This window comes from Nocardioides ungokensis (assembly GCF_013466985.1).
Taxonomy (GTDB): domain Bacteria; phylum Actinomycetota; class Actinomycetes; order Propionibacteriales; family Nocardioidaceae; genus Nocardioides; species Nocardioides ungokensis.
The window spans coordinates 1780025-1800886 of record NZ_CP059164.1; the positions used below are offsets into that span (position 1 = coordinate 1780025).

A 20862-nucleotide genomic window follows, 5' to 3' on the forward strand; every position below is an offset into this window, starting at 1 on the left:
CCATGTCCGTCCTGCCCGGCGTCGCCATCCGCGCGGCCCGACCCTCCGACCTGCGCCACCTCGCGGCGGTCGAGGACTCCGGTGGGGCGCTGTTCACCGAGTACTTCGGGGAGGCCACGGCCCCGGTGCTGCTCGGCCCCGCCCGGTCCGGCCTCGACCGGGACCTCGAGCCCGGGTTCCTGCTCGTCGCCGTCGCCGGCGGCCGGATCGTCGGGTTCGTGCACGTCCTCCACCTCGACGGCCAGGCCCACCTCGAGCAGCTGTCCGTGCTGCCCGAGCACGGTCGTCGCGGGATCGGCGGTGCCCTGGTCCGTGCCGCGATGGAGGAGGCCCGCTGGTCGGGGTACGACGCGATGTCGCTGTGCACCTACCGGGACGTCCCGTGGAACGGCCCGTTCTACGCCCGCCTCGGGTTCGCCGAGGTCGAGCGGCTCTCGGCGTACCAGCAACGGCTGCGGGACCACGAGAACGCGCTCGGGCTGGAGGCCAACGGTGCGCGCGTCGTGATGTCCCGGCGGCTCTCCCGACACTGAGGCCACACAAGTTACCGACGGGTGAACTTACTCACGATGCGCCCCCGAAGTGGCGCATGACACGATGCGCAGCATGACCAGCAGCTCTGTCGAGTCCCCCCGTGAGTTCCGCACCATCGGCGTCGTCGGCCTGGGCACCATGGGTGCCGGCATCGCCGAGGTCTTCGCCCGCAACGGCCTGTCCGTCAAGGGCGTCGAGATCAGCGAGGACGCGGTGGCCCGCGGCCGCCAGCACCTCGAGCACTCCACGGCGCGCGCGGTCAAGCGCGGCAAGATCACCGAGGCCGAGCAGGCCGAGATCCTGGGCCGGATCACGCTCACGACCGAGATGAAGGACCTCGCGGACGCCGACTTCGTGGTCGAGGCCGTGGTGGAGTCGCTCGAGGTCAAGAAGGGGATCTTCCGCGAGCTGGAGGCGATCGTCGCGCCGTCGGCCATCCTCGCGACGAACACCTCCTCGCTGTCGGTCACGGAGATCTCGACGGCCAACGCGCACCCGGGTCGGGTCGTGGGCGTGCACTTCTTCAACCCGGCGCCCGTGCAGAACCTCGTCGAGATCGTGCGCACGGTGGTCACCGAGCCGTCGGTCCTCGACGACGTGACCGCGCTCGTGGAGCGGCTCGGGAAGAACCCCGTGGTGTGCGGCGACAAGGCCGGCTTCATCGCCAACACGCTGCTGTTCGGCTACCTCAACCACGCCGTCGCGATGTACGAGGGCCGCTACGCCTCGCGGGAGGACATCGACGCCGCGATGCGCTTCGGCTGCGGCTACCCGATGGGGCCGCTGGCGCTGCTCGACCTGATCGGCCTCGACACGGCGTACGAGATCCTGGACACGATGTACAAGCAGGGTCGCGACCGGCTGCACGCGCCGGCGCCGCTGCTCAAGCAGTACGTCACGGCTGGCCTGCTCGGCCGCAAGTCCGGCCGCGGCTTCTACACCTACGAGGCGCCCGACAGCCCGATCGTGGTCGCCGACGCGCAGACCCCGAGCGAGTCCGACAAGCCGCAGCTGCGCCACGACATCGGGCTCGTCGGCGTGGTCGGCACCGGCACGATGGCCAGCGGCATCGTCGAGGTCTTCGCCAAGGCGGGGTACGACGTGCTGTTCGTCGGTCGCTCGCAGGACAAGGTGGACGGCGTGGTCGCCACCATCACGCGGAACTTCGACAAGCAGATCCAGCGCGGCAAGGCGACGGAGGAGGTCAAGGCCGAGGTGCTCGGTCGCGTCCGCGGGACGACCTCCCTGGACGACCTCGCGACCGTGGACCTCGTCGTGGAGGCGATCGCCGAGGACCTCAACGTCAAGACCACGCTGTTCGAGAACCTCGACGAGATCTGCAAGCAGGGCGCGATCCTGGCGACCACGACCTCGAGCCTGCCGATCATCGAGATGGCCCGGGTGACCAAGCGCCCCCAGGACGTCATCGGCATGCACTTCTTCAACCCCGCCGCGATCATGAAGCTGGTGGAGGTCGTCTCGACCGTCACCACCTCCGACGAGGTCACCGAGACCACGCGCGCCCTGTGCGAGCGGATCGGCAAGGTGGCCGTCTCCTGCGGTGACCGCGCCGGCTTCATCGTGAACGCGCTGCTGTTCCCCTACCTCAACGACGCGGTGAAGATGCTGGAGGCGCACTACGCCACGGCCGACGACATCGACGTCGCGATGAAGCAGGGCTGTGCGCTGCCGATGGGCCCCTTCGAGCTGCTCGACGTGGTGGGCAACGACGTCTCGCTGGCGATCCAGCGCGAGCTCTACCTCGAGTTCCGCGAGCCGGGCTTCGCGCCCGCGCCGCTGCTCGAGCACCTGGTGACCGCCGGCTACCTCGGTCGCAAGACCGGGCGGGGCTTCCGGGACTACAGCCGCCGCTGATCGGTTCCGGCCACCCGCTCACCCAGCGGGCGTTGGCAGGAAATCGATGCAACCCGACATTCCTGCCACTGGTCGACGTCGCGCAGGCGTTCGAGCATGGACGCATGTCGATCCTGCAGCCACGCCATCGCGGCCGCACGACCGCTGGTCACGCCTGCTGGCCCGCGTCCGAGAGGCCCACGCCACCCAGGTAGAGCTCCACGAGCGCGTGCTGCTGCGCAACAGCCCGTGGCTGGAGGACCTGCTCCACGGTCGTGGGACGGCGAGGACTGGCAGCTGCACGGACGCCTCCTCCCGCCCGCCGGAACCTCGCCGAGCATCACGCGCAGTGGCTGGTGCCCGGGGCTGGGCTGAACTCGTCTCGACACCGGGAGGATTGTTCGGCCCGAGTGTGGGTAACGTCTCCTCGCAGAGCGCATGCGCCGGCGCAAGCGCAGAGCCTGAATCTGGGAGGAAGACTCATGGCTGTCGAGACAGGACGCATCACCACGGACATCCGGCGAGGTTGGACCGGTTGCCCTGGGCCAGATGGCACTGGATGGTCGTGATCGGGCTCGGGACCGTCTGGATCCTGGACGGGCTCGAGGTGACCATCGTCGATCGATGTCCGACGCGCTGGCCAACCCGACGACCGGCCTGGGCATGAGCAGCTTCCAGGTCGGCATGGCCGGGGCGGTCTACGTCGCCGGCGCCTGCCTCGGTGCGCTGTTTTCGGCCAGCTCACCGACCGGCTCGGCCGCAAGAAGCTCTTCCTGCTGACCCTGGCGGTCTACACCGTCGCGACGGTCCTCACGGCGTTCTCGATGAACGTCATGTGGTACTTCGGCGCCCGCTTCCTCACCGGTGCCGGCATCGGCGGTGAGTACGCCGCATCAACTCCGCGATCGACGAGCTGATCCCGGCGAAGTACCGGCCGCCGCGTCGACGTGGCCATCAAACGGCTCCTTCTGGGTCGGTGCCGCCGGTGGCGCGCTGCTGACCATCCCACTGCTCGACCCCACGGTCAAACCAGGCCTGGGGCTGGCGGCTCGCCTTCGGCCTGGGTGCGATCCTCGCGATCGGCATCCTGCTCGTGCGCCGCAACGTGCCGGAGAGCCCGCGCTGGCTGTTCATCCACGGCCGCGAGGACGAGGCCGAGGAGATCGTCCGCGACATCGAGGGGACGGTGTCCCGCGAGTCCGGCAAGACCCTGCACGACGTCTCGGACACGATCACCATCCGCCAGCGCAAGGCGATCGGGATCGGCCTGATCGCCAAGACCGTGTTCACGATGTATCCCAAGCGGACCGTGCTGTGCTTCTCGCTCTTCGTGGGCCAGGCGTTCCTCTACAACGCGTTCTTCTTCACCTACGGCGACACGTTGACGACGTTCATGGGCGTCAAGCAGACCGGCTGGTACATCGCGGTCTTCGCGGTCAGCAACTTCCTGGGCGCGCTGCTGCTGAGCCGGCTATTCGACAGCGTCGGCCGGGTCAAGATGATCACCGCCACCTACGTGCTCTCGGGTGCGCTGCTGGGCGTCACGGGGTTCTTCCTCGGCAGCTTCAACGCCCAGACGCTCACCCTGATGGGCGCGATCATCTTCTTCATGGCCTCGGCCGGCGCCAGCGCGGCCTACCTCACCGCGAGCGAGGTCTTCCCGATGGAGACCCGGGCTCTGTGCATCGCGTTCTTCTACGCCATCGGCACCGCGGCCGGCGGCATCTCGGGCCCGCTCTTCTTCGGCTACCTCATCGACCAGGCCGCAGCCAGCATGGACATCACCCAGATCGCGGTCGGCTACTACATCGGTGCCGCGCTCATGATCGGGGGCGGTCTCGTCGAGGCGTTCCTCGGCGTCAAGGCCGAGGGCCAGTCGCTCGAGAGCATCGCCCAGCCGTTGACGGCCGAGGACGCGTCGACCGATTCCGGCAGTGGCGGCCGCACCGCCCGCAACCCGCCTGAGGAGGAGCTCGTCATGCCCATGCCACCCCCCAAGCCCTCGGTCGAGGGTCACCGGGACCGCCACGTCGCCCACGAGATGGCCCAGATCGTCCGGGCGCTGAGCGTCAACGGCCCCCAGCACCCCGCCGACCTAGCACGGCTGCTCGGCGTCGAGTACTGGGAGCCGGGACGGTTCGAGAAGGCCCTGGCCTTCGCGGTCACAGACGGCGTCGTCCACCGCAGCGCGGACGGCACCGTGGCGACGAGCTCGGTCCAGGTCTAGGGCGCGGGTCGCCAGGGCTTGAGCCAGTCGGTCTCCGGCCAGCCCTCGCGGCCCGCGACCAGCTCGTACATCGTCGCCCCGTCGACGGCTTCACGGACGATGTCGGCGTGACCGGCGTGCCGGGCCAGCTCCTCGATCAGGTGGAACCACACCCAGCGCACCGACCAACCCTCGATGTCCGTCGGGTTCCACGGCGCCGGCGGGACCGGGACCGTGGTGTCCAGGTCGAGATCCGCCACGGCACGGAGCACCTGCGCGCAGACGTCGTCGTACGCCGCCATCGCGGCTGCGAGCGTGTCGTGCGGGTGCCAGGTCCAGCCGTCCTGGTGGGCGGCGTACTTCTGCTCCATGGTCCGGTCGTCCTGCGGCCGGTCGGGGGCGGCCAGGGCCACGGCGAGCCAGTGCCCCTGGGTCTGGGTGACGTGCTTGACCAGCGAGCCGATGGTGAGCGTGCTCGGCGACGAGGCGGCGGGAGGCCTGGCCGTCGGTGAGTCCGAAGGCGGCGCAGCGGAACGCGTCCTGCTGCTGGACGAGGTAGGCGGTGAGCGCCGAGCGCTCGTCGGTCACGGGCGGGGCCTGGGCGGGCATGTCAGGAGTCCTTCCGGTGGGTGTGCAGGTAGAGGTCGCGGAGCAGGCACATCTCGGCGCCGTGGTGGATGACCTCGCGGTTGATGTGCAGGACCAGCGTGGCCAGGGAGACGTCGGCAAACGGTCCCTCGGCGGGGCCGCAGGGCTCGAGCAGCCCTTCCTCGCCGAGCGACCGAACCCCCGCGCACCAGCGGGCGTGCTCCTCGTCGAGCTGGGCCAGCGCCTCGCGCGCGGTGCCGGCGTAGGTCCAGCTCTCGTAGTCGGTCGCCTCCCGTCCGAAGTGGGAGGCGGAGCGCATGGCGAGGCAGCCGACGGTCACGTGCGCCATCCGCCAGGCGATCGTCGTCATCGGCGCGGGCTGGGGCTGGGGGAACGCGAAGTCGATGGTGAAGTCTCCCTGTCCGCCCTGGATCTGCGCCGTCGAGGAACCTCGGGGCGCGATGTTCCAGGCGCCGGGCGTCGGCTCCCAGAGGTACTCCTCGTCGCTGAGCCCCTCGAGCCGGGGCCGCAGCGTGTGGGTCCAGTGCCATTCGAGCTGGTCGAGGAGGAGGGAGTTCCAGTCGGTCACGGTTGTCGTCGTCATGCCGACAGTCTGGCGCCGAACTAGGACAGTATCGGTCCGCTACGTCTGACACGATGGGCACATGTCCGAGAGCGGCACGACCGAGAGGGTGCTCCGCCTGCTCGCCCTCCTGCAGCAACGTCCGGTGTGGAGCGGCACCGAGCTGGCCGAGCGCCTGGGGGTGACGACGCGCAGCGTCCGGCGCGACGTGGAGCGACTGCGCAACCTCGGCTACCCGGTCAACGCGACCCAGGGTGCGGCGGGCGGCTACCGGCTCGGTGCCGGCAAGGCGCTGCCACCGTTGCTGCTCGACGACGAGGAGGCGATCGCGACGGCGGTGTCACTCCGGCTCGCGGCCGGGGGCACGGTGGCCGGGGCGAGCGAGGCGGCGGTGCGCACCCTCGCGAAGCTCGACCAGGTGCTGCCCGCGCGGTTGCGCGCGGAGGTCCGCGCCCTGCACGGTGCGATCGTGACGCTCGAGGGCGGGCGGATCGAGGTCGACGCCGACGCGCTTCTGGCGCTCGCCCGGGCGACGCGCGACACGGTGCGGGTCGAGCTCGGCTACACCTCGCTGCGCGGCGAGGTGACCGCGCGACGGGTCGAGCCCTACCAGCTGGTGGCGACCGGTCGCCGGTGGTACCTCATGGCCTGGGACCTCGACCGCGAGGACTGGCGGACCTTCCGGCTCGATCGGATGCACGACGTGCGGCCCACCACGTGGCGGTTCTCCCGGCGTGAGCACCCCGACCCGGCGACGTTCGTCCAGCGGGCGGTCACGACGGCGAGCTATCCCGTGCAGGCGCGGATCCGGGTGCATGCGCCGTACGACGACGTCGTCTCGCGCACCACGCCGGCGAGCGCGACCGTCGAGCGCGAGTCGGCGTCGACGTGCGTGCTGGTGGCGGGCTCGCAGAGCGTCTACTCGCTGACGCTGCACGTCGGGATGCTCGGTTGGGACTTCGAGGTGCTCGAACCGCCCGAGCTGCGGGACGCCGTCGCGGAGCTCGGCGCCCGGTTCACCCGCGCCTCCGTATCCTGACCCCATGGGATGGGTCGTTCTGCTGCTCCTGGTCGCCGTGGTGGCCGCCGTCGTCGTCTCCGGCCGCCGGAGCAAGGAGCGCGCCCTCGCGCAGCGGCAGGCCGAGCTCGAGCCGGTCAAGAAGTTCGCCTTCGAGGACATCACCGCGCTCGGCGAGGAGCTGCAGTCCCTCGACCTCGACCTCGCCGGCCGCGAGCTGGACCCCGGCGCCAACGCCGACTACCAGCGCGCCCTGGATGCCTACGAGTCGGCCAAGACCGCGGGCGACCGGATCGCCCAGCCCGACGACATCCGCCACGTGACGGAGATCCTCGAGGACGGGCGCTACGCCATGGCCTGCGTGCGGGCCCGCGTCGACGGGCAGCCGTTGCCGACCCGCCGTCCGCCGTGCTTCTTCGACCCCGTCACGGCCTGTCCGTGACCGACGTGCCGTACGCCCCGCCCGGCGGCACGGTGCGCGACGTCCCGGCCTGCGCGCTCGACGCCGAGCGGGTCCGCGCCGGTGCCGACCCCGACATCCGCAAGGTGATGGTCGGCTCGCAGCGCGTGCCCTACTGGGAGGGCGGTCGCGCCTACCAGCCGTACGCCGCGGGCTACTTCGGCCGCACCGGTGTCATGGACATGATGTTCATGGGCATGATGTTCGGCGGGCTGGGCGGCTTCGACGCGCTCGGTGACGGTCTCGGCGCCCTCGGGGACGGGGTCGGTGACGGCATCGACGCGATCGGTGACGGCGTGGGTGACATGTTCGGCGACATCGGGGACATGTTCGACTTCTAGGATGCGCGGGTGTCCTCCCGGGTCCTCGCTCCGCTCCTCACCCTGCTCGTGCTGCTCGCCGGGGCTCCGGCGTACGCCCAGCCGCAGGGCCGGCCCCGGGTCCAGCCCCAGGTCGAGCCACTGCCGGTCGGCACCGACGTCGACTACCAGCTCGGCGGCAACCGTGCGGTGCCGCGGCACGTCGGCATCGTGGTGCGCGACCGCAACGCCGCGCCGACCGGGGACCGCTACGACGTGTGCTACGTCAACGGCTTCCAGACCCAGGCCGACGAGCGGCGGTTCTGGCACCGTCACTGGGGCCTGGTCCTCAAGCAGGACGGGAAGCCCGTCGTGGACGAGGCGTGGGGCGAGTGGCTGCTCGACCTGCGCACCAGCGCCAAGCGAGAGCACCTCGCCCGCATCGTCGGCCGCTGGACGCAGGGCTGTGCCGACGACGGCTTCGACGCGGTCGAGCTCGACAACCTGGACTCGTTCACGCGCAGCCACCGGTTGCTGACCGGCAGGAGGCGGTGGCCTACGCCCGCCTGCTCGTGCGCCGGGCCCACGACGCCGGTCTGGCCGTCGGCCAGAAGAACCTCGCCGGCTTCGACGGGACGAAGGTCAGCTACGACTTCGCCGTGGCCGAGGAGTGCGGCCGCTACCGCGAGTGCGCGTCGTACGTCCGCCACTACGGGCGGCGGGTGCTGGCGGTCGAGTACCGCCGCAGGGACTTCCGCTGGACCTGCCGCCACGTCGGGGCCAGGCTCCCGGTGGAGCTCCGCGACCTCGACCTGTCGCCGACGGGCGTGCGCCGCTGGTGCTGACCGGGGCACGTGGGGCGCTGGGTAGCCTGCTCACCGTGACCAGCCAGAAGATCCGCGCGAACTCCGTCCTGCCTGCCCGCCGCGAACCGGTCACGCTCACCACCGCGGACGGCCTGGACCTCGTCGCCGAGCTCGCGGTGCCGGCCGACCGCGACCCGGTCGCGACGCTGATCTGCCTGCACCCGCTGCCCACGCACGGCGGGATGATGGACAGCCACGTCTACCGCAAGGCCGCCTTTCGGCTGCCCGCGCTGGCGGGGGTCGCGGTGCTGCGCTTCAACACCCGCGGGACCTGGAGCGAGCAGGGCACCAGCGAGGGGTCCTTCGACAACGCCGTGGGGGAGCAGTACGACGTCGCGGCCGCCATCGAGTACGCCGAGTTCCACGACCTCCCGAACGTGTGGCTGGTCGGCTGGTCCTTCGGCACCGACCTCGCCCTCATGCACGGCCACGACCCCCTCGTCCAGGGCGCGATCCTGCTGAGCCCGCCGCTGCGGTTCAGCGATGCGACGCACCTCGAGCAGTGGGCGGACTCGGGCAAGCCGGTGAGCGCGTTCGTCCCGGAGCTCGACGACTACCTGCGTCCCGAGGAGGCCAGGGAGCGCTTCCGCGCCGTCCCGCAGGCCGAGGTGGTGCCGTTCGAGGGCAGCAAGCACCTGTGGGTCGGCGACGCCGAGCGCGTGCTCGACGAGATCGTGCGCCGGGTGGCCCCGGGAGTGGCCGTGCCGCTGCCCACCGAGTGGGACGGGCCGATGGAGACCGCCGACACCAGCGCCTACAACGCGCACAACCTCGCGGCGTACAAGGACGTGAAGTCCCGGGGCCGGCCCAGAGGCCCGCGCACGGGGACGCCGGCGACGCGGGCGAGGACGGTCAGGCGCCCGGGTAGACCCCCACGGTGTGCAGCCAGGCCGACGGGTCGATGTCGTCGGCGTAGATGGTGCCGCCCTCGGGGTGCACCTCGAGGTGCAGGTGGCAGCCGGTGGCGTTGCCCTGCTGGCCGACCACGCCGATCTGCTGACCGGCGTGGACCTGCTGGCCGTTGGTGACACCGAGCGACTGCATGTGGGCGTACCACGTGGTCAGCCCGCCGTCGCCCGTCGACACCATGAGCAGCCACGGGCCCGACCAGGCCTGGTCGGTCCGGATCACGACCGTCCCGTCGTTGACCGCCAGGACCGGCGTCCCGCACGCGGTGGAGAAGTCGTCGCCGGTGTGCACCGAGGCCCAGTGGTGGCTGCGGTGGCCCCAGTTGTGCTGGTCGACGAACGCGGTGCCCGCAGGCAGCGGGAACCGCAGCGCGCCGACGTATCCGTTGGCGGCCTCGTCGCGCACCGCGCGGTCGGAGAGCACCGACGTCTCGAGCAGCCGCCGGGCGGTGCGCACGTCCGTCAGGACCTGGTCGCGGGCCGCGGTGGCGCGCGCCAGCGCCTCCCTGGACGCCGCCAGCGTCTCGCGGGCGCGGCGGTCGGCCGCGGCCACGGCCTCGGTCGCCCGCTGCAGCCGCTCCCGGGAGAGCTCGGAGGCCTGCACTGCCGAGGCCTGGACGCGCCCCATCTCCTCGAGGACGGTGACGCCCTGGAGGAGGTCGTCGTCCCCGTCGGCGGAGAGTACGAGGCTCAGCGCGCCCATCTGGGTCGTCGAGTAGGACTGGTCGATGACCGAGACGAGCAGGGAGCGGTCGGCGCGGTACGCCGCGGCGGCGGCCCGCAGTTCGGCCTGCGCCTGGGCCAGGGCGACCCGGGCGTTGCGTGCGTCGACCCCTGCCGCTTCGGCCGCGGTGCGTGCGTCGTCGTAGGCGGCGACGACGTCGCCGACCCGGGCGTTGATCGCGGCGAGCCGGCTGCGCGCCTCCGCGGTGGCGTCGCTGTCCGCCGGCTGCGGCGTCAGGAGGCTGGGCTCGAGGTGCCAGGTCGCGGCCAGGGCGATGTCACGCTGGGCGCGCTCCTGGGTGGCCCGGCCGTGGGGGACGTCCTGCCCGGCACCCGGCGGCCCGTGCGGCCGGGTGCGAGGGGTCAGGTCCACGGGCGCGGCCGCCGCCGGGCGGGGTGCCGGTCCGACCACGAGGAGCGTGGTAAGCAGAGCGGCGAGTACGGGGATGGCGGTTGCCCGAGTCGCCCGGTGGGCGTGCATGTGGACAGCCAACGGCCGCAGCCGGCCGGGCATCTCAGAACTGGGTAGCCCTCACCAGAATTGGGGTAGGGATCAGGCGTTCGCCTGGCGCGCACGGTAGGCCGCCACTGCGTTGCGGTTGCTGCACGCGGGGCTGCAGAAGCGCTTCGAGCGGTTGCGGGAGAGGTCGAGCACGACACCGCCGCAGCCGTCGTCGGCGCAGACGCCCAGGCGCGACATCTCGTCGGCGCGGATGACGTCCACCATCGCCATCGCGGTCTCGACGGCGATCCGTTGGGCGAAGGGTGCGGACCGGTCGGTCGCGTGGAGGTGCCAGTCCTCGTCGTCGTGGCGTACGAGCTGCGGGACCGCCTGCGCGTCGGCGAGCATCCGGTTGACGATCGCGACCGCGTCGTCGCGGCTGCTGGTCAGCAGGTCGCGCAGGGGAGCCCGCAACGCCCGGACCTGGTCCAGCTCGACCCAGTCGTGGGTCCGGGACCCCGTGTAGACGTGCTCCCGGTAGAAGGCGTCGAGCTCGCCGACCGTCGTCAGGGTGTCCGGCTCCTCGGCGGAGTTGACCAGCGCCACCGCCGCGAGCAGCGAAGCTTCCGTGTCATGAGCAAAAAGCATGTTGACAGGTTACCGCATCCGGAGCTAGCGTCATGAGTCATGAGCACAGTTGCCGATGACATGCGAGTGGGGACGACGACCCCGGGGACGTCGCGGCTGCTGCCGGGCCTCGGGTTCGCGGTGCTGTCCGCGATGTCCTTCGGGCTGTCCGGCTCGCTGGCCAAGGGGCTGCTCGACAGCGGCTGGACGGCCGGAGCCGCGGTGGCCGTGCGGGTGCTGCTCGCTGCGGCGGTGCTCGCCGTGCCGGCCGTCGTGTCGCTGCGCGGCCGCTGGGGGCTGCTGCGCCGCAACGCCGGCCTGGTCGCGGTGTACGGCCTGGTCGCCGTCGCCGGCTGCCAGCTCGCCTACTTCAACGCCGTCGTGCACATGCAGGTGAGCGTGGCCTTGCTGATCGAGTACACCGCTCCCGTCGCCGTGATCGGGTGGATGTGGCTGCGCCACGGGCACCGGCCGACGGTGCTGACGCTGGTGGGTGCGGTCGTGGCGGCCGCCGGGCTGGTGCTGGTGCTCGACCTGCTCTCCGGTGCCGCCCTCAGCGTCCCCGGGGTGCTCTGGGCGCTGGGCGCGATGGCCGGCGCGGCGACGTACTTCGTGCTCTCGGCCAACGAGGACAACGGGCTCCCGCCCCTGGTGCTCGCCGCCGCCGGGCTCAGCCTGGGCGCCGTCGCGCTGCTCGTGGCGGGCGCGGTGGGGATCGTGCCGATGCATGCCTCCACCGCGTCGGTGTCCTACGACGGCACCACCGTCGCCTGGTGGCTGCCCCTCCTGGGTCTGGGCATCGTGACCGCGGCCCTGTCCTACGTCACCGGCATCGCGGCCGGCGACGGCTGGGGTCGCGGCTCGCGTCGTTCGTCGCCCTGCTCGAGGTGCTCTTCGCCCTGGTCTTCGCCTGGATCCTGCTCGGCGAGCTGCCGAGGACCGTCCAGGTCGCCGGGGGAGTGCTGATCCTGGCGGGGGTCGTCGTGGTCAAGCTCGGTGAGCGTGGGACCGCGGCGGGCCACAGGAGCTAGCGCGCGTCCTGTCGCCGCAGGAAGACCTCGCGAGTGAGCATCAGGATCGCGGCGGCCGTGGGGATCGCCAGCAGCGCCCCCACCACACCGAGCAGCGAGGCCCCGATCAGGGCCGCGATCACGGTGACGGCGCCGGGGACGTCGACGGACTTCGACATCACGCGCGGGTAGATCACGTAGTTCTCGAGCTGCTGGTAGACGACGTAGAAGACGATGCAGATGAGCCCGATCTTCGGGTCGGTCGCGAACCCGATCGCGGTGACGATGACGGCGCCGATCGTCGCGCCGATCATCGGGATCACGTCGAGCAACGCGACCACGAACGCGAGCGCCCACGGCGTACTGGCCCATGCCCACCACGAACAGGAAGACCAGCGAGGAGATCCCGGCGCAGAGCGCGACGATGAACGCGCCCGAGACGTAGCCACCGACCCGCTTGATGATCTCGTCCCCGAGCTTGGTCACCCGGTCCCGGCGGGACGCTGGGGCCAGGCCGTAGAGCGCGTGCTTGGTCCTGTCCAGCGACGCGAGGAAGTACAGCGTCATCACGGTCACCACGAAGGAGTTCAGCACCACCGAGAGCACGGCCAGGCCGATGCCCAGCACGCCGCCGAAGAGCCCGCTGACGAACTTGCCGTCCGAGACGTAGGACTTGACCTTGTCGATGACGTCGTACTGCCGGTCCAGGTTGCGGACCCAGTGGTTGCGCTGGAAGGACGTCAGCCAGTCGGGGGCAGTCTGGGAGATCGCGGTGACCTGGTCGGTGATCACCGGGACGATCGCCACCAGGAACAGCGCCAGGGCCAGGATCACCCCGCTGATCACCGTGAGGACGGCGAACGAGCGCCGCATGCCGCGGCGCTCGAACCACTCGACCAGCGGGTTGAGCCCGGCCGCCAGGAACAGCGCGACCACGATCTCGATGAGCACCGAGCTCAGCGAGACGATCACCCCGCCGAGCGTCCAGGCCAGGAAGAGGCCGAGCCCGGCGAAGAACCCGATGACGAACGGGGAGCGCCTGGAGAGCGGCGCTCCCGGCTCGCCGAGGTCGCGTTCCGAGTCGTCCTGCGACCCGTCTTCGGCCTCGGCCTCGGCCGTGTCGCCCGGCTCGGCGGCGGAGTCCCCGTCGGTGGCCGCCGCCGAGTCAGAGCTCACTCGTCGTCCTTGTCCTCGCCGAAGCCGGCCACGACGTCACGCAGCGATGCCAGCTGGGCGGTGATCGCGTCGCGGCGCTTGGTCATCCGGTCCAACTCGGCACGCGTCGCGGCCAGCTCCCGCTCGGCCTCGGCGTTGCCGGCCGAGGTGATCGAGTCGGCCTGGGTGCGGGCCGAGGCGACGATCTGCTCGGCCTCGCGGCGGGCCCGGGTCAGGAGGGACTCCGCCTCCTTCTGGGTCTGGTTGCGCAGGTCGTTGGCCTGCTTGGCGGCCTCGCGAGCGCGCTGCTCGGCGGCGACCGCGCGCTGCTCGGCCTCCTCGACCAGACGCCGCGTCTCCGCCGTGGCGTTGCTGTGGTGGTCGGTCGCCTCGCGGGCGAGCCGCTCCTTCTCCACGGCCAGCGTGCGGCGGGCCTCCTGCACCTCGCGGTCGGCAGCGGCGCGGGCCTGCTCCGCCTCGCGCTTGGCGGCGATCCGCTGCTCGTTGGTCTCCTGCTGGGCAGCCAACCGGATCTGGTCCGCCTCGCGCTTGGCCGAGGCCAGCATGTCCTCGGCCTCGCTGCGGGCCATGGCCCGGTCCTGCTCGGCGTCGGCCATCAGGCGGGCGCGGTTCTCGTCGAGCTCCTTGAGCTGCACCATCCGCATGTCCTCGGCCTCGTTGGCGGCCTCGGCCCGGATCGCCTTGGCATCACGCCCGGCCTGGTGCAGGATCTCCTCGGCATCGCGCTTGGCAGTCGCCCGGACCTCGGCCGCCTCCTCCTCGGCCAGGCGCAGCATCGCGCTGGCGCGGCCGCCGAGGCCGGCGTACGAGGGGTTCTGGTTCTCCGCGAGCTCGGTGCGGGTCGACTCGAGCTGGGACGTGAGCTCGGCGACGCGGCGCTCGGCCTGGGTGACCCGCGCGGTGAGGTCGGACCGCTCGTCACCGAGCTGGCGCACGCGTGCGTCCACGGCCTCGCGGTCGTAGCCGCCGCGTCGCACGACCGGGAACCCGGTGACCGCCGCGGCTGCCGGGGTGACGCGGGCCGCCGGCGCGGCCGACGGGGGCAGGACAGGGCTCGGCGTCGGCCGGGCGGCAGTGCCGCTGGGCGCCTTGGGCCCGGTCGACGGGCGCTCGGTGGAGGGGCGCTCGGTCGACTGGCGCTCGTTGGGCTGGGTCTCGATGGACTGGGTGTCGGTGGGCTTGGGAGCCGCGGCCTTGTCCTTCTCGACCTTCTCCCCGTCCGCTGCCGGGGCGGACTTTCCCACCGCTGGCATCACCTGGGTCGCCTCATGGTCGACGGACGCGTCGGTGGCCTCCGGCTCGTTGTCGAAGATGGACAGACCCTCGTCGCTCATGTGTGGCTACCTCTCGCGTGCAGTACGTCGTGTCGTAGGTCCACAGTCTCCCTGATGGGCGGGAAACAACCCACCCCGGCTCGCGGACCGAATCCGCGAACCGGGGTGTTGCGTGCGTGATCAGGCTCTCAGACGCCGCGGAACCGGTTGATCTCGTCCACATGTGCGGCGCGGAGCTCCGCATTGCGGACGCCGAGGCCCTCCTCGGGCGCCAGGCAGAGCACGCCGACCTTGCCCTGGTGGGCGTTCTTGTGCACGTCGAGCGCCGCCTGGCCGACCTCGTCGAGGGAGTAGGTCCTCGAGAGGGTCGGGTGGATCTTGCCCTTGGCGATCAGCCGGTTGGCCTCCCAGGACTCGCGGTAGTTGGCGAAGTGCGAGGAGATGATCCTCTTCAGGTTCATCCACAGGTAGCGGTTGTCGTACTCGTGCATGTAGCCCGAGGTCGAGGCGCAGGTGGTGATGGTGCCGCCCTTGCGGGTGACGTAGACGCTCGCGCCGAAGGTCTCCCGGCCCGGGTGCTCGAAGACGATGTCGATGTCCTCGCCGCCGGTGAGCTCGCGGATCTTCGCGCCGAAGCGCTTCCACTCCTTGGGGTCCTGGGTGTGCTCGTCCTTCCAGAACCGGTAGTCCTCCTCGGACCGGTTGATGATCAGCTCCGCGCCCATGGAGCGGGCGATGGCGGCCTTCTCCTCGTTGGAGACCACGCACACCGGGGTGGCGCCGCCGTTGAGGGCGTACTGGGTGGCGAACCCGCCGAGGCCGCCGGAGGCGCCCCAGATCAGGACGTTGTCGCCCTGCTTCATGTCGCCGCCGTTCTTGCTGACCAGCTGGCGGTAGGCGGTGCAGTTGACCAGGCCGGGGGAGGCGGCCTCCTCCCAGGTGAGGTGCTCGGGCTTCGGCATGAGCTGGTTGGCCTTGACCAGGGCGATGTGCGCGAGGCCGCCGAAGTTGGTCTCGAAGCCCCAGATCCTCTGCTCGGGGTCGAGCATCGTGTCGTTGTGCCCGTCCGGGTGCTCGAGCTCGACCGACAGGCAGTGGGCGACGACCTCGGCTCCGGGCTTCCACGAGTGCACGCCGGGGCCGGTCTGGAGGACCACGCCGGCCAGGTCGGAGCCGACCACGTGGTAGGGCAGGTCGTGCCGCTTGGCCAGGGGCGAGAGGCGGCCGTAGCGCTCGAGGAAGCCGAAGGTGGAGACCGGCTCGAAGATCGAGGTCCACACGGTGTTGTAGTTGATGGCGCTCGCCATCACCGCGACCAGCGCCTCGCCCGGCCCGAGCTCGGGCAGCGCGACGTCCTCCACGTGCAACGACTTGCGCGGGTCCTTCTCACGGGTCGGGACGCCCTCGAACATGTCGACCTCGTCCTTGTGCACCGTCACGGCACGGTAGGACTCGGGCAGGGAGAGGGCGGCGAAGTCCTCCGCCGAGGTGTCGCCGGCGAGGATGGCGTCGAGGATCTGCTTCACGAGTGCTCCTGATCGATTGGGTCGGCGCGGGCTCCCGGGGGGTCACGTCGGTGACGTCCGGGCTGCCGGTCGTGGCGTCGAAATCTACTCAGGAGTAGCCACGAGTGTCAGCCTCGTGTGACCTATCTGGCGCGGGTCGTCCCCATCACGGACTAGTCATCTGCAGGGGTCTTTGGTCCCTGTGCGATCAACCCGGGGAGTCCCTACGGTCACGGGGTACGCCATCGACAGTCCAGGGGGGATCAAGTATGGCGATCATCGACGCGCACCCTCGGGAGCGCCTGATCCACACAGCACGTGACTACGCCGCCGCGCTCACCGGGTTCTGGCGACAGCGGGCATTCGCCTCGAGCCAGCCCGGCCCGCGGCGGTCCGCGACGCCGGCGGGTCGGCATCCGAGTCCGCCGCTGGTCGACCTGGCCTCGCGCCGCGTCGACACCAGCCTGCACGAGGCGTCGCGGCGCGTCTGCCGCGCGATGCTCCTGCTGGCTCCACTGCGCGACTCGCAGGACCCGGAGCTCCGGGCGGCCTACGAGAACATCCACGACGTGATGGGCGACCTCGCGAGCATCCACCACTGGACGGCCCTCGCGGCCATGCGCAGCGAGGGGGAGGCCGCCACCGGGGAGTGAGCCGACGCGTGACGACGCGCGGTCCTCAGGCGTCCTGGGGGTCGCACGTCGTCTGTGGGTCGAGGGCCTGGGCGTCGCGGTCCTGGGCGTCGCGGTCCCGGGCGTCGAGGGCCTGGGCATGCAGCACCACGGCGATCTCCCGCAGTGCCGTGATCGCGTCATCGAGGATGACCAGGGCCTCGTCGGTGTGGCGGCGCACCGGCCTGGGGACCCACTCGAGGGTCCCCGTGAGGAGCAGGTGGGCGCGAGAGACGTCCATGGTGACGTCCATGATCGCGTCGGTGGGGTCGAAGTCAGGGCGTCCCGAGTCCGTCGGCATCCGCATCCCCTTTCCCACCGCGGGAGCAGGTGCGACCGCGGCATCGCCCGGCGAGGCTATGACGTGATGTCCGTACCCACACCGGTGAGCCGCACCGGCTTTAGTGCGAGGCTTTACCTGCCGGCTCGACGAGCTCGACCAGCACGCCCCCCGCGTCCTTGGGGTGGATGAAGTTGATGCGCGAGTCCGAGGTGCCTCGCCGCGGCTCGTCGTAGAGCAGGCGCAGGCCGCGCTCCCGCAGGATCGTGCTGACCGCGTCCAGGTCCGTGACGCGGTAGGCCATCTGCTGGATCCCGGGTCCGGACCGGTCGAGGAACTTGGCGATCGTCGACTCCGGCGACAGCGGCGCCAGCAGCTGGATGCAGGACCCGGACTCGCCGACGGCCATCATGGCCTCCCGGACGCCCTGCTCCTCGTTGGTCTCCTCGTGGGCCAGCCGCATCCCGTAGGTGTCGCGGTAGAACGCGATGGCGGCGTCGAGGTCGGACACCGCGATGCCGACGTGGTCGATGGCCGTGAACAGGTGCGGGGGGATCTGCGGGCTCATGGCCGACATCGTCGTACGCCGCCGAGGAGGCCGCGAGCGGGTGTGAGGTTTTCCTCATCTCTCACCCACTGCCTCCGCGGTCGGCCCTGTGGGTATCGTCGCAGTCAACAGCCCCCGGCGTCGTCGCGACCAGCCGGGCGGGCACTCGTACAGCATCGATGGAGGCACCACAATGTCTGGATCCGTGATCGTGGCCGGGGCCCGCACCCCGATCGGTCGTCTGCTCGGCGGCCTCAAGGGCCAGTCCGCTGCCGACCTGGGGGGCGTCGCCATCAAGGGGGCCCTCGAGAAGGCCGGCGTCGCCGGCGACCAGGTCGACTACGTGATCATGGGCCAGGTCATCCAGGCCGGCGCCGGCCAGATCACCGCCCGTCAGGCCGCGGTCAAGGGCGGCATCCCGATGACCGTCCCCTCGATCACGATCAACAAGGTCTGCCTCTCCGGCATCAACGCCATCGCGATGGCCGACCAGCTGATCCGCGCGGGCGAGCACGAGATCGTGGTTGCCGGTGGCATGGAGTCGATGACCCAGGCCCCCCACCTGCTGCCGAAGTCCCGCGAGGGGTTCAAGTACGGCGACACCGCGCTCGTCGACTCGATGGCCTACGACGCGCTCTACGACCAGTTCACCGACCAGGCGATGATCAACCTGACGGAGACCTGCAACTCCGCCGGCAAGAACCTCAGCCGCGAGGAGCAGGACGCGTTCTCCGCCCAGTCGCACCAGCGTGCGGCCGCGGCGTGGAAGAACGGCCTGTTCGACGACGAGGTCGTCCCGGTCACCATCCCCTCCCGCAAGGGCGACATCACCGTCAGCCAGGACGAGGGCGTCCGCGGCGACACCACCGTGGAGTCCCTCTCCGGCCTGCGCCCGGTCTCCAAGGACGGCACCATCACCGCCGGGTCCGCGTCGCAGATCTCCGACGGTGCCTGCGCCGTCGTGGTGATGAGCAAGGCCAAGGCCGAGGAGCTCGGCCTGACCTGGCTCGCCGAGATCGGCGCCTCCGGCCAGGTGGCCGGACCCGACTCCACCCTGCAGCTCCAGCCGGCCCGCGCCATCGAGGCGGCGGTGGCCAAGGAGGGCATCGCGGTGTCCGACATCGACCTCTTCGAGCTCAACGAGGCTTTCGCCGCCGTCGGCATCGAGTCGGCCCGCCAGCTGGGCGTCTCCGAGGACAAGGTCAACGTCAACGGCGGCGCCATCGCGCTGGGCCACCCGGTCGGCATGTCGGGCGCCCGGATCGTCCTGCACCTCGCGCTGGAGCTCAAGCGCCGCGGTGGCGGCACCGGCGCCGCGGCGCTGTGCGGCGGCGGTGGCCAGGGCGACGCGCTGATCATCCGGGTCCCGGCCTGAGCACGACGGTGGGGGGCCGGCGCCGCTCGACGGCGTCGGTCCCCGACCTCGTCTCCCGGGCCCGCGAGGGGGACCCGCGTGCAGTCGCACGCCTGATCTCCCTCGTCGAGGACGGGTCCCCACTGCTGCGCGAGGTGATGGCGGCGCTGACGCCGTACACCGGCCACGCACAGATCGTCGGCATCACCGGGTCGCCGGGGGTCGGCAAGTCCACGTCCACCAACGCCCTGGTGACCGAGCTGCGCAAGAACGGCAAGCGTGTCGGCGTGCTCGCCGTCGACCCGTCGTCGCCCTTCTCGGGAGGCGCCCTGCTCGGCGACCGGGTGCGGATGCAGGACCACGCCCTGGACCGCGAGGTCTACATCCGGTCGATGGCCTCGCGCGGCCACCTCGGCGGCCTGTCGTGGACCACCCCGCAGGCGCTGCGGGTGCTCGACGCCGCCGGCTGCGACGTCATCCTGATCGAGACGGTGGGTGTCGGGCAGAGCGAGGTCGAGATCGCGGGCCTCGCCGACACCACCATGGTGCTGCTCGCGCCCGGCATGGGCGACGGGATCCAGGCGGCCAAGGCCGGCATCCTCGAGATCGGCGACCTCTATGTCGTGAACAAGGCCGACCGCGACGGGGCCGACCAGGTCCGGCGAGACCTGCGCTCGATGCTGGCGCTCGCGGACCGTCCCCCGGGTGCCTGGAGGCCGCCGATCGTGAAGACCGTCGCCCAGCGCGGAGAGGGGCTCGACGAGGTCGTCGAGCAGATGGACGAGCACCACGCGTGGCTGCAGTCCTCCGGCGAGCTGGAGAAGCGCCGCACCCGCCGCGCCCGTGACGAGATCGAGGCGATCGCCGTCACCGCGCTGCGAGAGCGCTGGGGCGACGTGCACGGCCGCTCCGAGCTGGACGACCTCGCCGGCGCGGTCGCGGCGGGCAAGTCCGACCCGTACGCCGCCGCCGACGAGCTGCTCGCCGCCTTCACCGACGCCTGAGCCTCCCGCTCAGGCCTCCGCGGTCACGATCTCGGCCACCCGCCGGGCGGCCTCCGCCCGGAACAGGATCGTGTAGTGGTTGGTGTCGGCGACCGTCTCCACCGTCAGCGCCGGCACGGCCGCGTCGTACGCCGCGACCGCGTCGGCGGGCAGCAGCCCGGGCGGCCGGCCGAACATCCCGGCCGGCGCGACCAGCAGGGTGGTGGGCAGCCGGGTCCCGCGCAGGCCCTCGTCCAGCGCCGGCCCGGCGAGCAGCAGGTCCCGGCCGTCGGCCCGGACCGCCTCGTCGAGCGCCCGTGAGCGCACCCCGGACGTCGTCTCGAGGGCGTCGTAGCGCACGTAGGCCTCGATGGTGTCGTCCCAGGACGGCCCGAGCGCGGGGTGCGCGCGGAAGAACTCGACGTACGCCTCGACCGAGGGGTACGTCGTACGCAGCCGCTCGAGCGCGGGGCCGAGGGTGGCGGCCAGGACCTCGTCGGGGTCGGCACCCTCGGGCAGGGGGAGCGGGACGCCCCCGTCGACCAGCACGACCCGGTCGAAGAGGTCGGGCCGTTCGGCGGCCGCGAGGACGGAGACGTAGGCGCCCATCGAGTGCCCCAGGAGCACCGGGCCGTCGCCGTCCGTCCGCAGGACCGACGCGACCTCGGCGACGTCGCCTGCGTGGACCCCCAGTCCGTAGGGGCCGGGCAGGTCGCGGGAGGCCCCGCGGCCGCGCAGGTCGACGGCGACCAGGCTCCAGTCCTCGGCGAGCGCAGCGGCCACGGCGGGCCAGGCCATCGCGGACGCGGTGATGCCGTGGACCGCGAGCACCGTGCGCGGACCGGTGCCGAAGCGCAGGCCGTGCAGGGTGCCGCCGCTGACGCCGAAGGAGACCGAGGTGGGGTTCATGCCCCGATGATGTCCTTGTCGGCCAACCCCACCACGGACGACACC

At 71.5% G+C, this 20862-nt stretch carries 22 protein-coding genes and 4 pseudogenes; 15 read left to right on the forward strand and 11 right to left on the reverse strand.

Translation table 11 applies throughout. The annotated features are described in order from the left end of the window. Window positions 1–2 precede the first annotated feature (2 nt). The 5 genes from H0S67_RS08805 to H0S67_RS08815 all read left to right on the forward strand — a co-directional run bounded on the left by H0S67_RS08805 (window position 3) and on the right by H0S67_RS08815 (window position 4615). A complete protein-coding gene (locus H0S67_RS08805) occupies window positions 3–533 on the forward strand; it encodes a GNAT family N-acetyltransferase (protein WP_180936288.1) in 531 nt (176 codons plus the stop codon). Between the two features lie 73 nt (window positions 534–606). Continuing rightward, window positions 607–2409 (forward strand): 3-hydroxyacyl-CoA dehydrogenase family protein, encoded by a 1803-nt coding sequence (locus tag H0S67_RS08810; protein ID WP_246355230.1) that lies wholly within the window; start codon window positions 607–609, stop codon window positions 2407–2409. A gap of 603 nt (window positions 2410–3012) precedes the next feature. After that, complete coding sequence (locus tag H0S67_RS24750) at window positions 3013–3168, forward strand: hypothetical protein (RefSeq protein ID WP_246355231.1); 156 nt, start codon at window positions 3013–3015, stop codon at window positions 3166–3168. A 2-nt stretch (window positions 3169–3170) separates the two neighbouring features. Continuing rightward, a complete protein-coding gene (locus tag H0S67_RS26550; protein WP_281369031.1) occupies window positions 3171–3305 on the forward strand; it encodes a hypothetical protein in 135 nt (44 codons plus the stop codon). Between the two features lie 167 nt (window positions 3306–3472). Continuing rightward, window positions 3473–4615, forward strand: coding sequence for an MFS transporter (locus H0S67_RS08815; RefSeq protein WP_281369032.1), 1143 nt, complete (start codon window positions 3473–3475; stop codon window positions 4613–4615). Here the strand turns inward: H0S67_RS08815 and H0S67_RS08820 are convergent. Together H0S67_RS08820 and H0S67_RS08825 are read right to left on the reverse strand one after the other, a co-directional pair. Then, a pseudogene (locus H0S67_RS08820) lies at window positions 4612–5067 on the reverse strand (mycothiol transferase); the annotation flags it as partial. The gene H0S67_RS08815 and the pseudogene H0S67_RS08820 sit on opposite strands and share 4 nt — an antisense overlap. 137 nt (window positions 5068–5204) lie before the next feature. Beyond that, complete coding sequence (locus H0S67_RS08825) at window positions 5205–5786, reverse strand: DinB family protein (protein ID WP_180936290.1); 582 nt, start codon at window positions 5784–5786, stop codon at window positions 5205–5207. 61 nt (window positions 5787–5847) lie between these two features. Here H0S67_RS08825 and H0S67_RS08830 point away from each other — a divergent pair, with 61 nt between their 5' ends. The 5 genes and pseudogenes from H0S67_RS08830 (at window position 5848) to H0S67_RS24765 (ending at window position 8387) form a co-directional block, all read left to right on the forward strand. Further along, window positions 5848–6804, forward strand: a complete 957-nt coding sequence (locus H0S67_RS08830; RefSeq protein WP_180936291.1) for a helix-turn-helix transcriptional regulator — start codon at window positions 5848–5850, stop codon at window positions 6802–6804. Window positions 6805–6808: 4 nt separating this feature from the next. Further along, on the forward strand, window positions 6809–7225 hold the full coding sequence (locus H0S67_RS24755) for a hypothetical protein (protein WP_246355232.1): 417 nt from the start codon (window positions 6809–6811) through the stop codon (window positions 7223–7225). Continuing rightward, window positions 7222–7584 carry a hypothetical protein gene (locus H0S67_RS24760; RefSeq protein ID WP_246355233.1) on the forward strand — a complete coding sequence of 121 codons (363 nt, stop codon included), beginning with the start codon at window positions 7222–7224 and terminating at the stop codon, window positions 7582–7584. Before H0S67_RS24755 ends, H0S67_RS24760 begins: the two co-directional genes overlap by 4 nt. Before the next feature lie 48 nt (window positions 7585–7632). Then, window positions 7633–8055: pseudogene (locus tag H0S67_RS27995) on the forward strand (endo alpha-1,4 polygalactosaminidase); the annotation flags it as partial. Next, a complete protein-coding gene (locus H0S67_RS24765) occupies window positions 8007–8387 on the forward strand; it encodes an endo alpha-1,4 polygalactosaminidase (protein ID WP_425489927.1) in 381 nt (126 codons plus the stop codon). The pseudogene H0S67_RS27995 and the gene H0S67_RS24765, both read left to right, overlap by 49 nt. 873 nt (window positions 8388–9260) lie before the next feature. Here the strand turns inward: H0S67_RS24765 and H0S67_RS08850 are convergent. Both H0S67_RS08850 and H0S67_RS08855 read right to left on the reverse strand, forming a co-directional pair. Beyond that, entirely contained in the window at window positions 9261–10451 is a 1191-nt protein-coding gene (locus H0S67_RS08850) for a M23 family metallopeptidase (RefSeq protein WP_180936293.1), read from the reverse strand. 141 nt (window positions 10452–10592) lie between these two features. Continuing rightward, window positions 10593–11129 carry a CGNR zinc finger domain-containing protein gene (locus H0S67_RS08855; protein WP_180936294.1) on the reverse strand — a complete coding sequence of 179 codons (537 nt, stop codon included), beginning with the start codon at window positions 11127–11129 and terminating at the stop codon, window positions 10593–10595. Between the two features lie 132 nt (window positions 11130–11261). Here H0S67_RS08855 and H0S67_RS28000 point away from each other — a divergent pair. Beyond that, window positions 11262–11579 (forward strand): annotated as a pseudogene (locus H0S67_RS28000) (EamA family transporter); the annotation flags it as partial. A gap of 416 nt (window positions 11580–11995) precedes the next feature. Further along, on the forward strand, window positions 11996–12139 hold the full coding sequence (locus H0S67_RS28005) for a hypothetical protein (RefSeq protein WP_425489902.1): 144 nt from the start codon (window positions 11996–11998) through the stop codon (window positions 12137–12139). On the opposite strand, the gene H0S67_RS26555 is transcribed toward H0S67_RS28005, so the two are convergent. The 4 genes and pseudogenes from H0S67_RS26555 to ccrA form a co-directional block, all read right to left on the reverse strand. Continuing rightward, window positions 12136–12432: an AI-2E family transporter gene (locus H0S67_RS26555; RefSeq protein ID WP_281369033.1), complete on the reverse strand. Its 297-nt coding sequence runs from the start codon at window positions 12430–12432 to the stop codon at window positions 12136–12138. The genes H0S67_RS28005 and H0S67_RS26555 overlap by 4 nt on opposite strands. Before the next feature lie 115 nt (window positions 12433–12547). Further along, window positions 12548–13294, reverse strand: a pseudogene (locus H0S67_RS26560) (AI-2E family transporter); the annotation flags it as partial. Next, a complete protein-coding gene (locus H0S67_RS08870; protein ID WP_180936295.1) occupies window positions 13291–14628 on the reverse strand; it encodes a coiled-coil domain-containing protein in 1338 nt (445 codons plus the stop codon). The pseudogene H0S67_RS26560 and the gene H0S67_RS08870, both read right to left, overlap by 4 nt. Before the next feature lie 128 nt (window positions 14629–14756). After that, on the reverse strand, window positions 14757–16094 hold the full coding sequence (gene ccrA, locus H0S67_RS08875) for a crotonyl-CoA carboxylase/reductase (protein ID WP_180936296.1): 1338 nt from the start codon (window positions 16092–16094) through the stop codon (window positions 14757–14759). Between the two features lie 248 nt (window positions 16095–16342). Between ccrA and H0S67_RS08880 the strand changes: the two genes are divergently transcribed. After that, window positions 16343–16726: a hypothetical protein gene (locus tag H0S67_RS08880; RefSeq protein WP_180936297.1), complete on the forward strand. Its 384-nt coding sequence runs from the start codon at window positions 16343–16345 to the stop codon at window positions 16724–16726. Window positions 16727–16751: 25 nt separating this feature from the next. Here H0S67_RS08880 and H0S67_RS08885 read toward each other — a convergent pair whose 3' ends face one another. Beyond that, on the reverse strand, window positions 16752–17045 hold the full coding sequence (locus H0S67_RS08885; protein WP_180936298.1) for a hypothetical protein: 294 nt from the start codon (window positions 17043–17045) through the stop codon (window positions 16752–16754). Between the two features lie 100 nt (window positions 17046–17145). Then, window positions 17146–17601, reverse strand: coding sequence for a methylmalonyl-CoA epimerase (gene mce, locus H0S67_RS08890; protein ID WP_180936299.1), 456 nt, complete (start codon window positions 17599–17601; stop codon window positions 17146–17148). 163 nt (window positions 17602–17764) lie between these two features. Between mce and H0S67_RS08895 the strand changes: the two genes are divergently transcribed. Next, entirely contained in the window at window positions 17765–18946 is a 1182-nt protein-coding gene (locus H0S67_RS08895; protein ID WP_180936300.1) for an acetyl-CoA C-acetyltransferase, read from the forward strand. Between the two features lie 8 nt (window positions 18947–18954). After that, the gene (gene meaB / locus H0S67_RS08900; RefSeq protein ID WP_180936301.1) at window positions 18955–19929 is read left to right on the forward strand and encodes a methylmalonyl Co-A mutase-associated GTPase MeaB; all 975 of its coding nucleotides are present in this window, start codon (window positions 18955–18957) and stop codon (window positions 19927–19929) included. A gap of 9 nt (window positions 19930–19938) precedes the next feature. Here meaB and H0S67_RS08905 read toward each other — a convergent pair whose 3' ends face one another. Next, the gene (locus H0S67_RS08905; protein ID WP_180936302.1) at window positions 19939–20817 is read right to left on the reverse strand and encodes an alpha/beta hydrolase; all 879 of its coding nucleotides are present in this window, start codon (window positions 20815–20817) and stop codon (window positions 19939–19941) included. Window positions 20818–20862 lie beyond the last annotated feature (45 nt).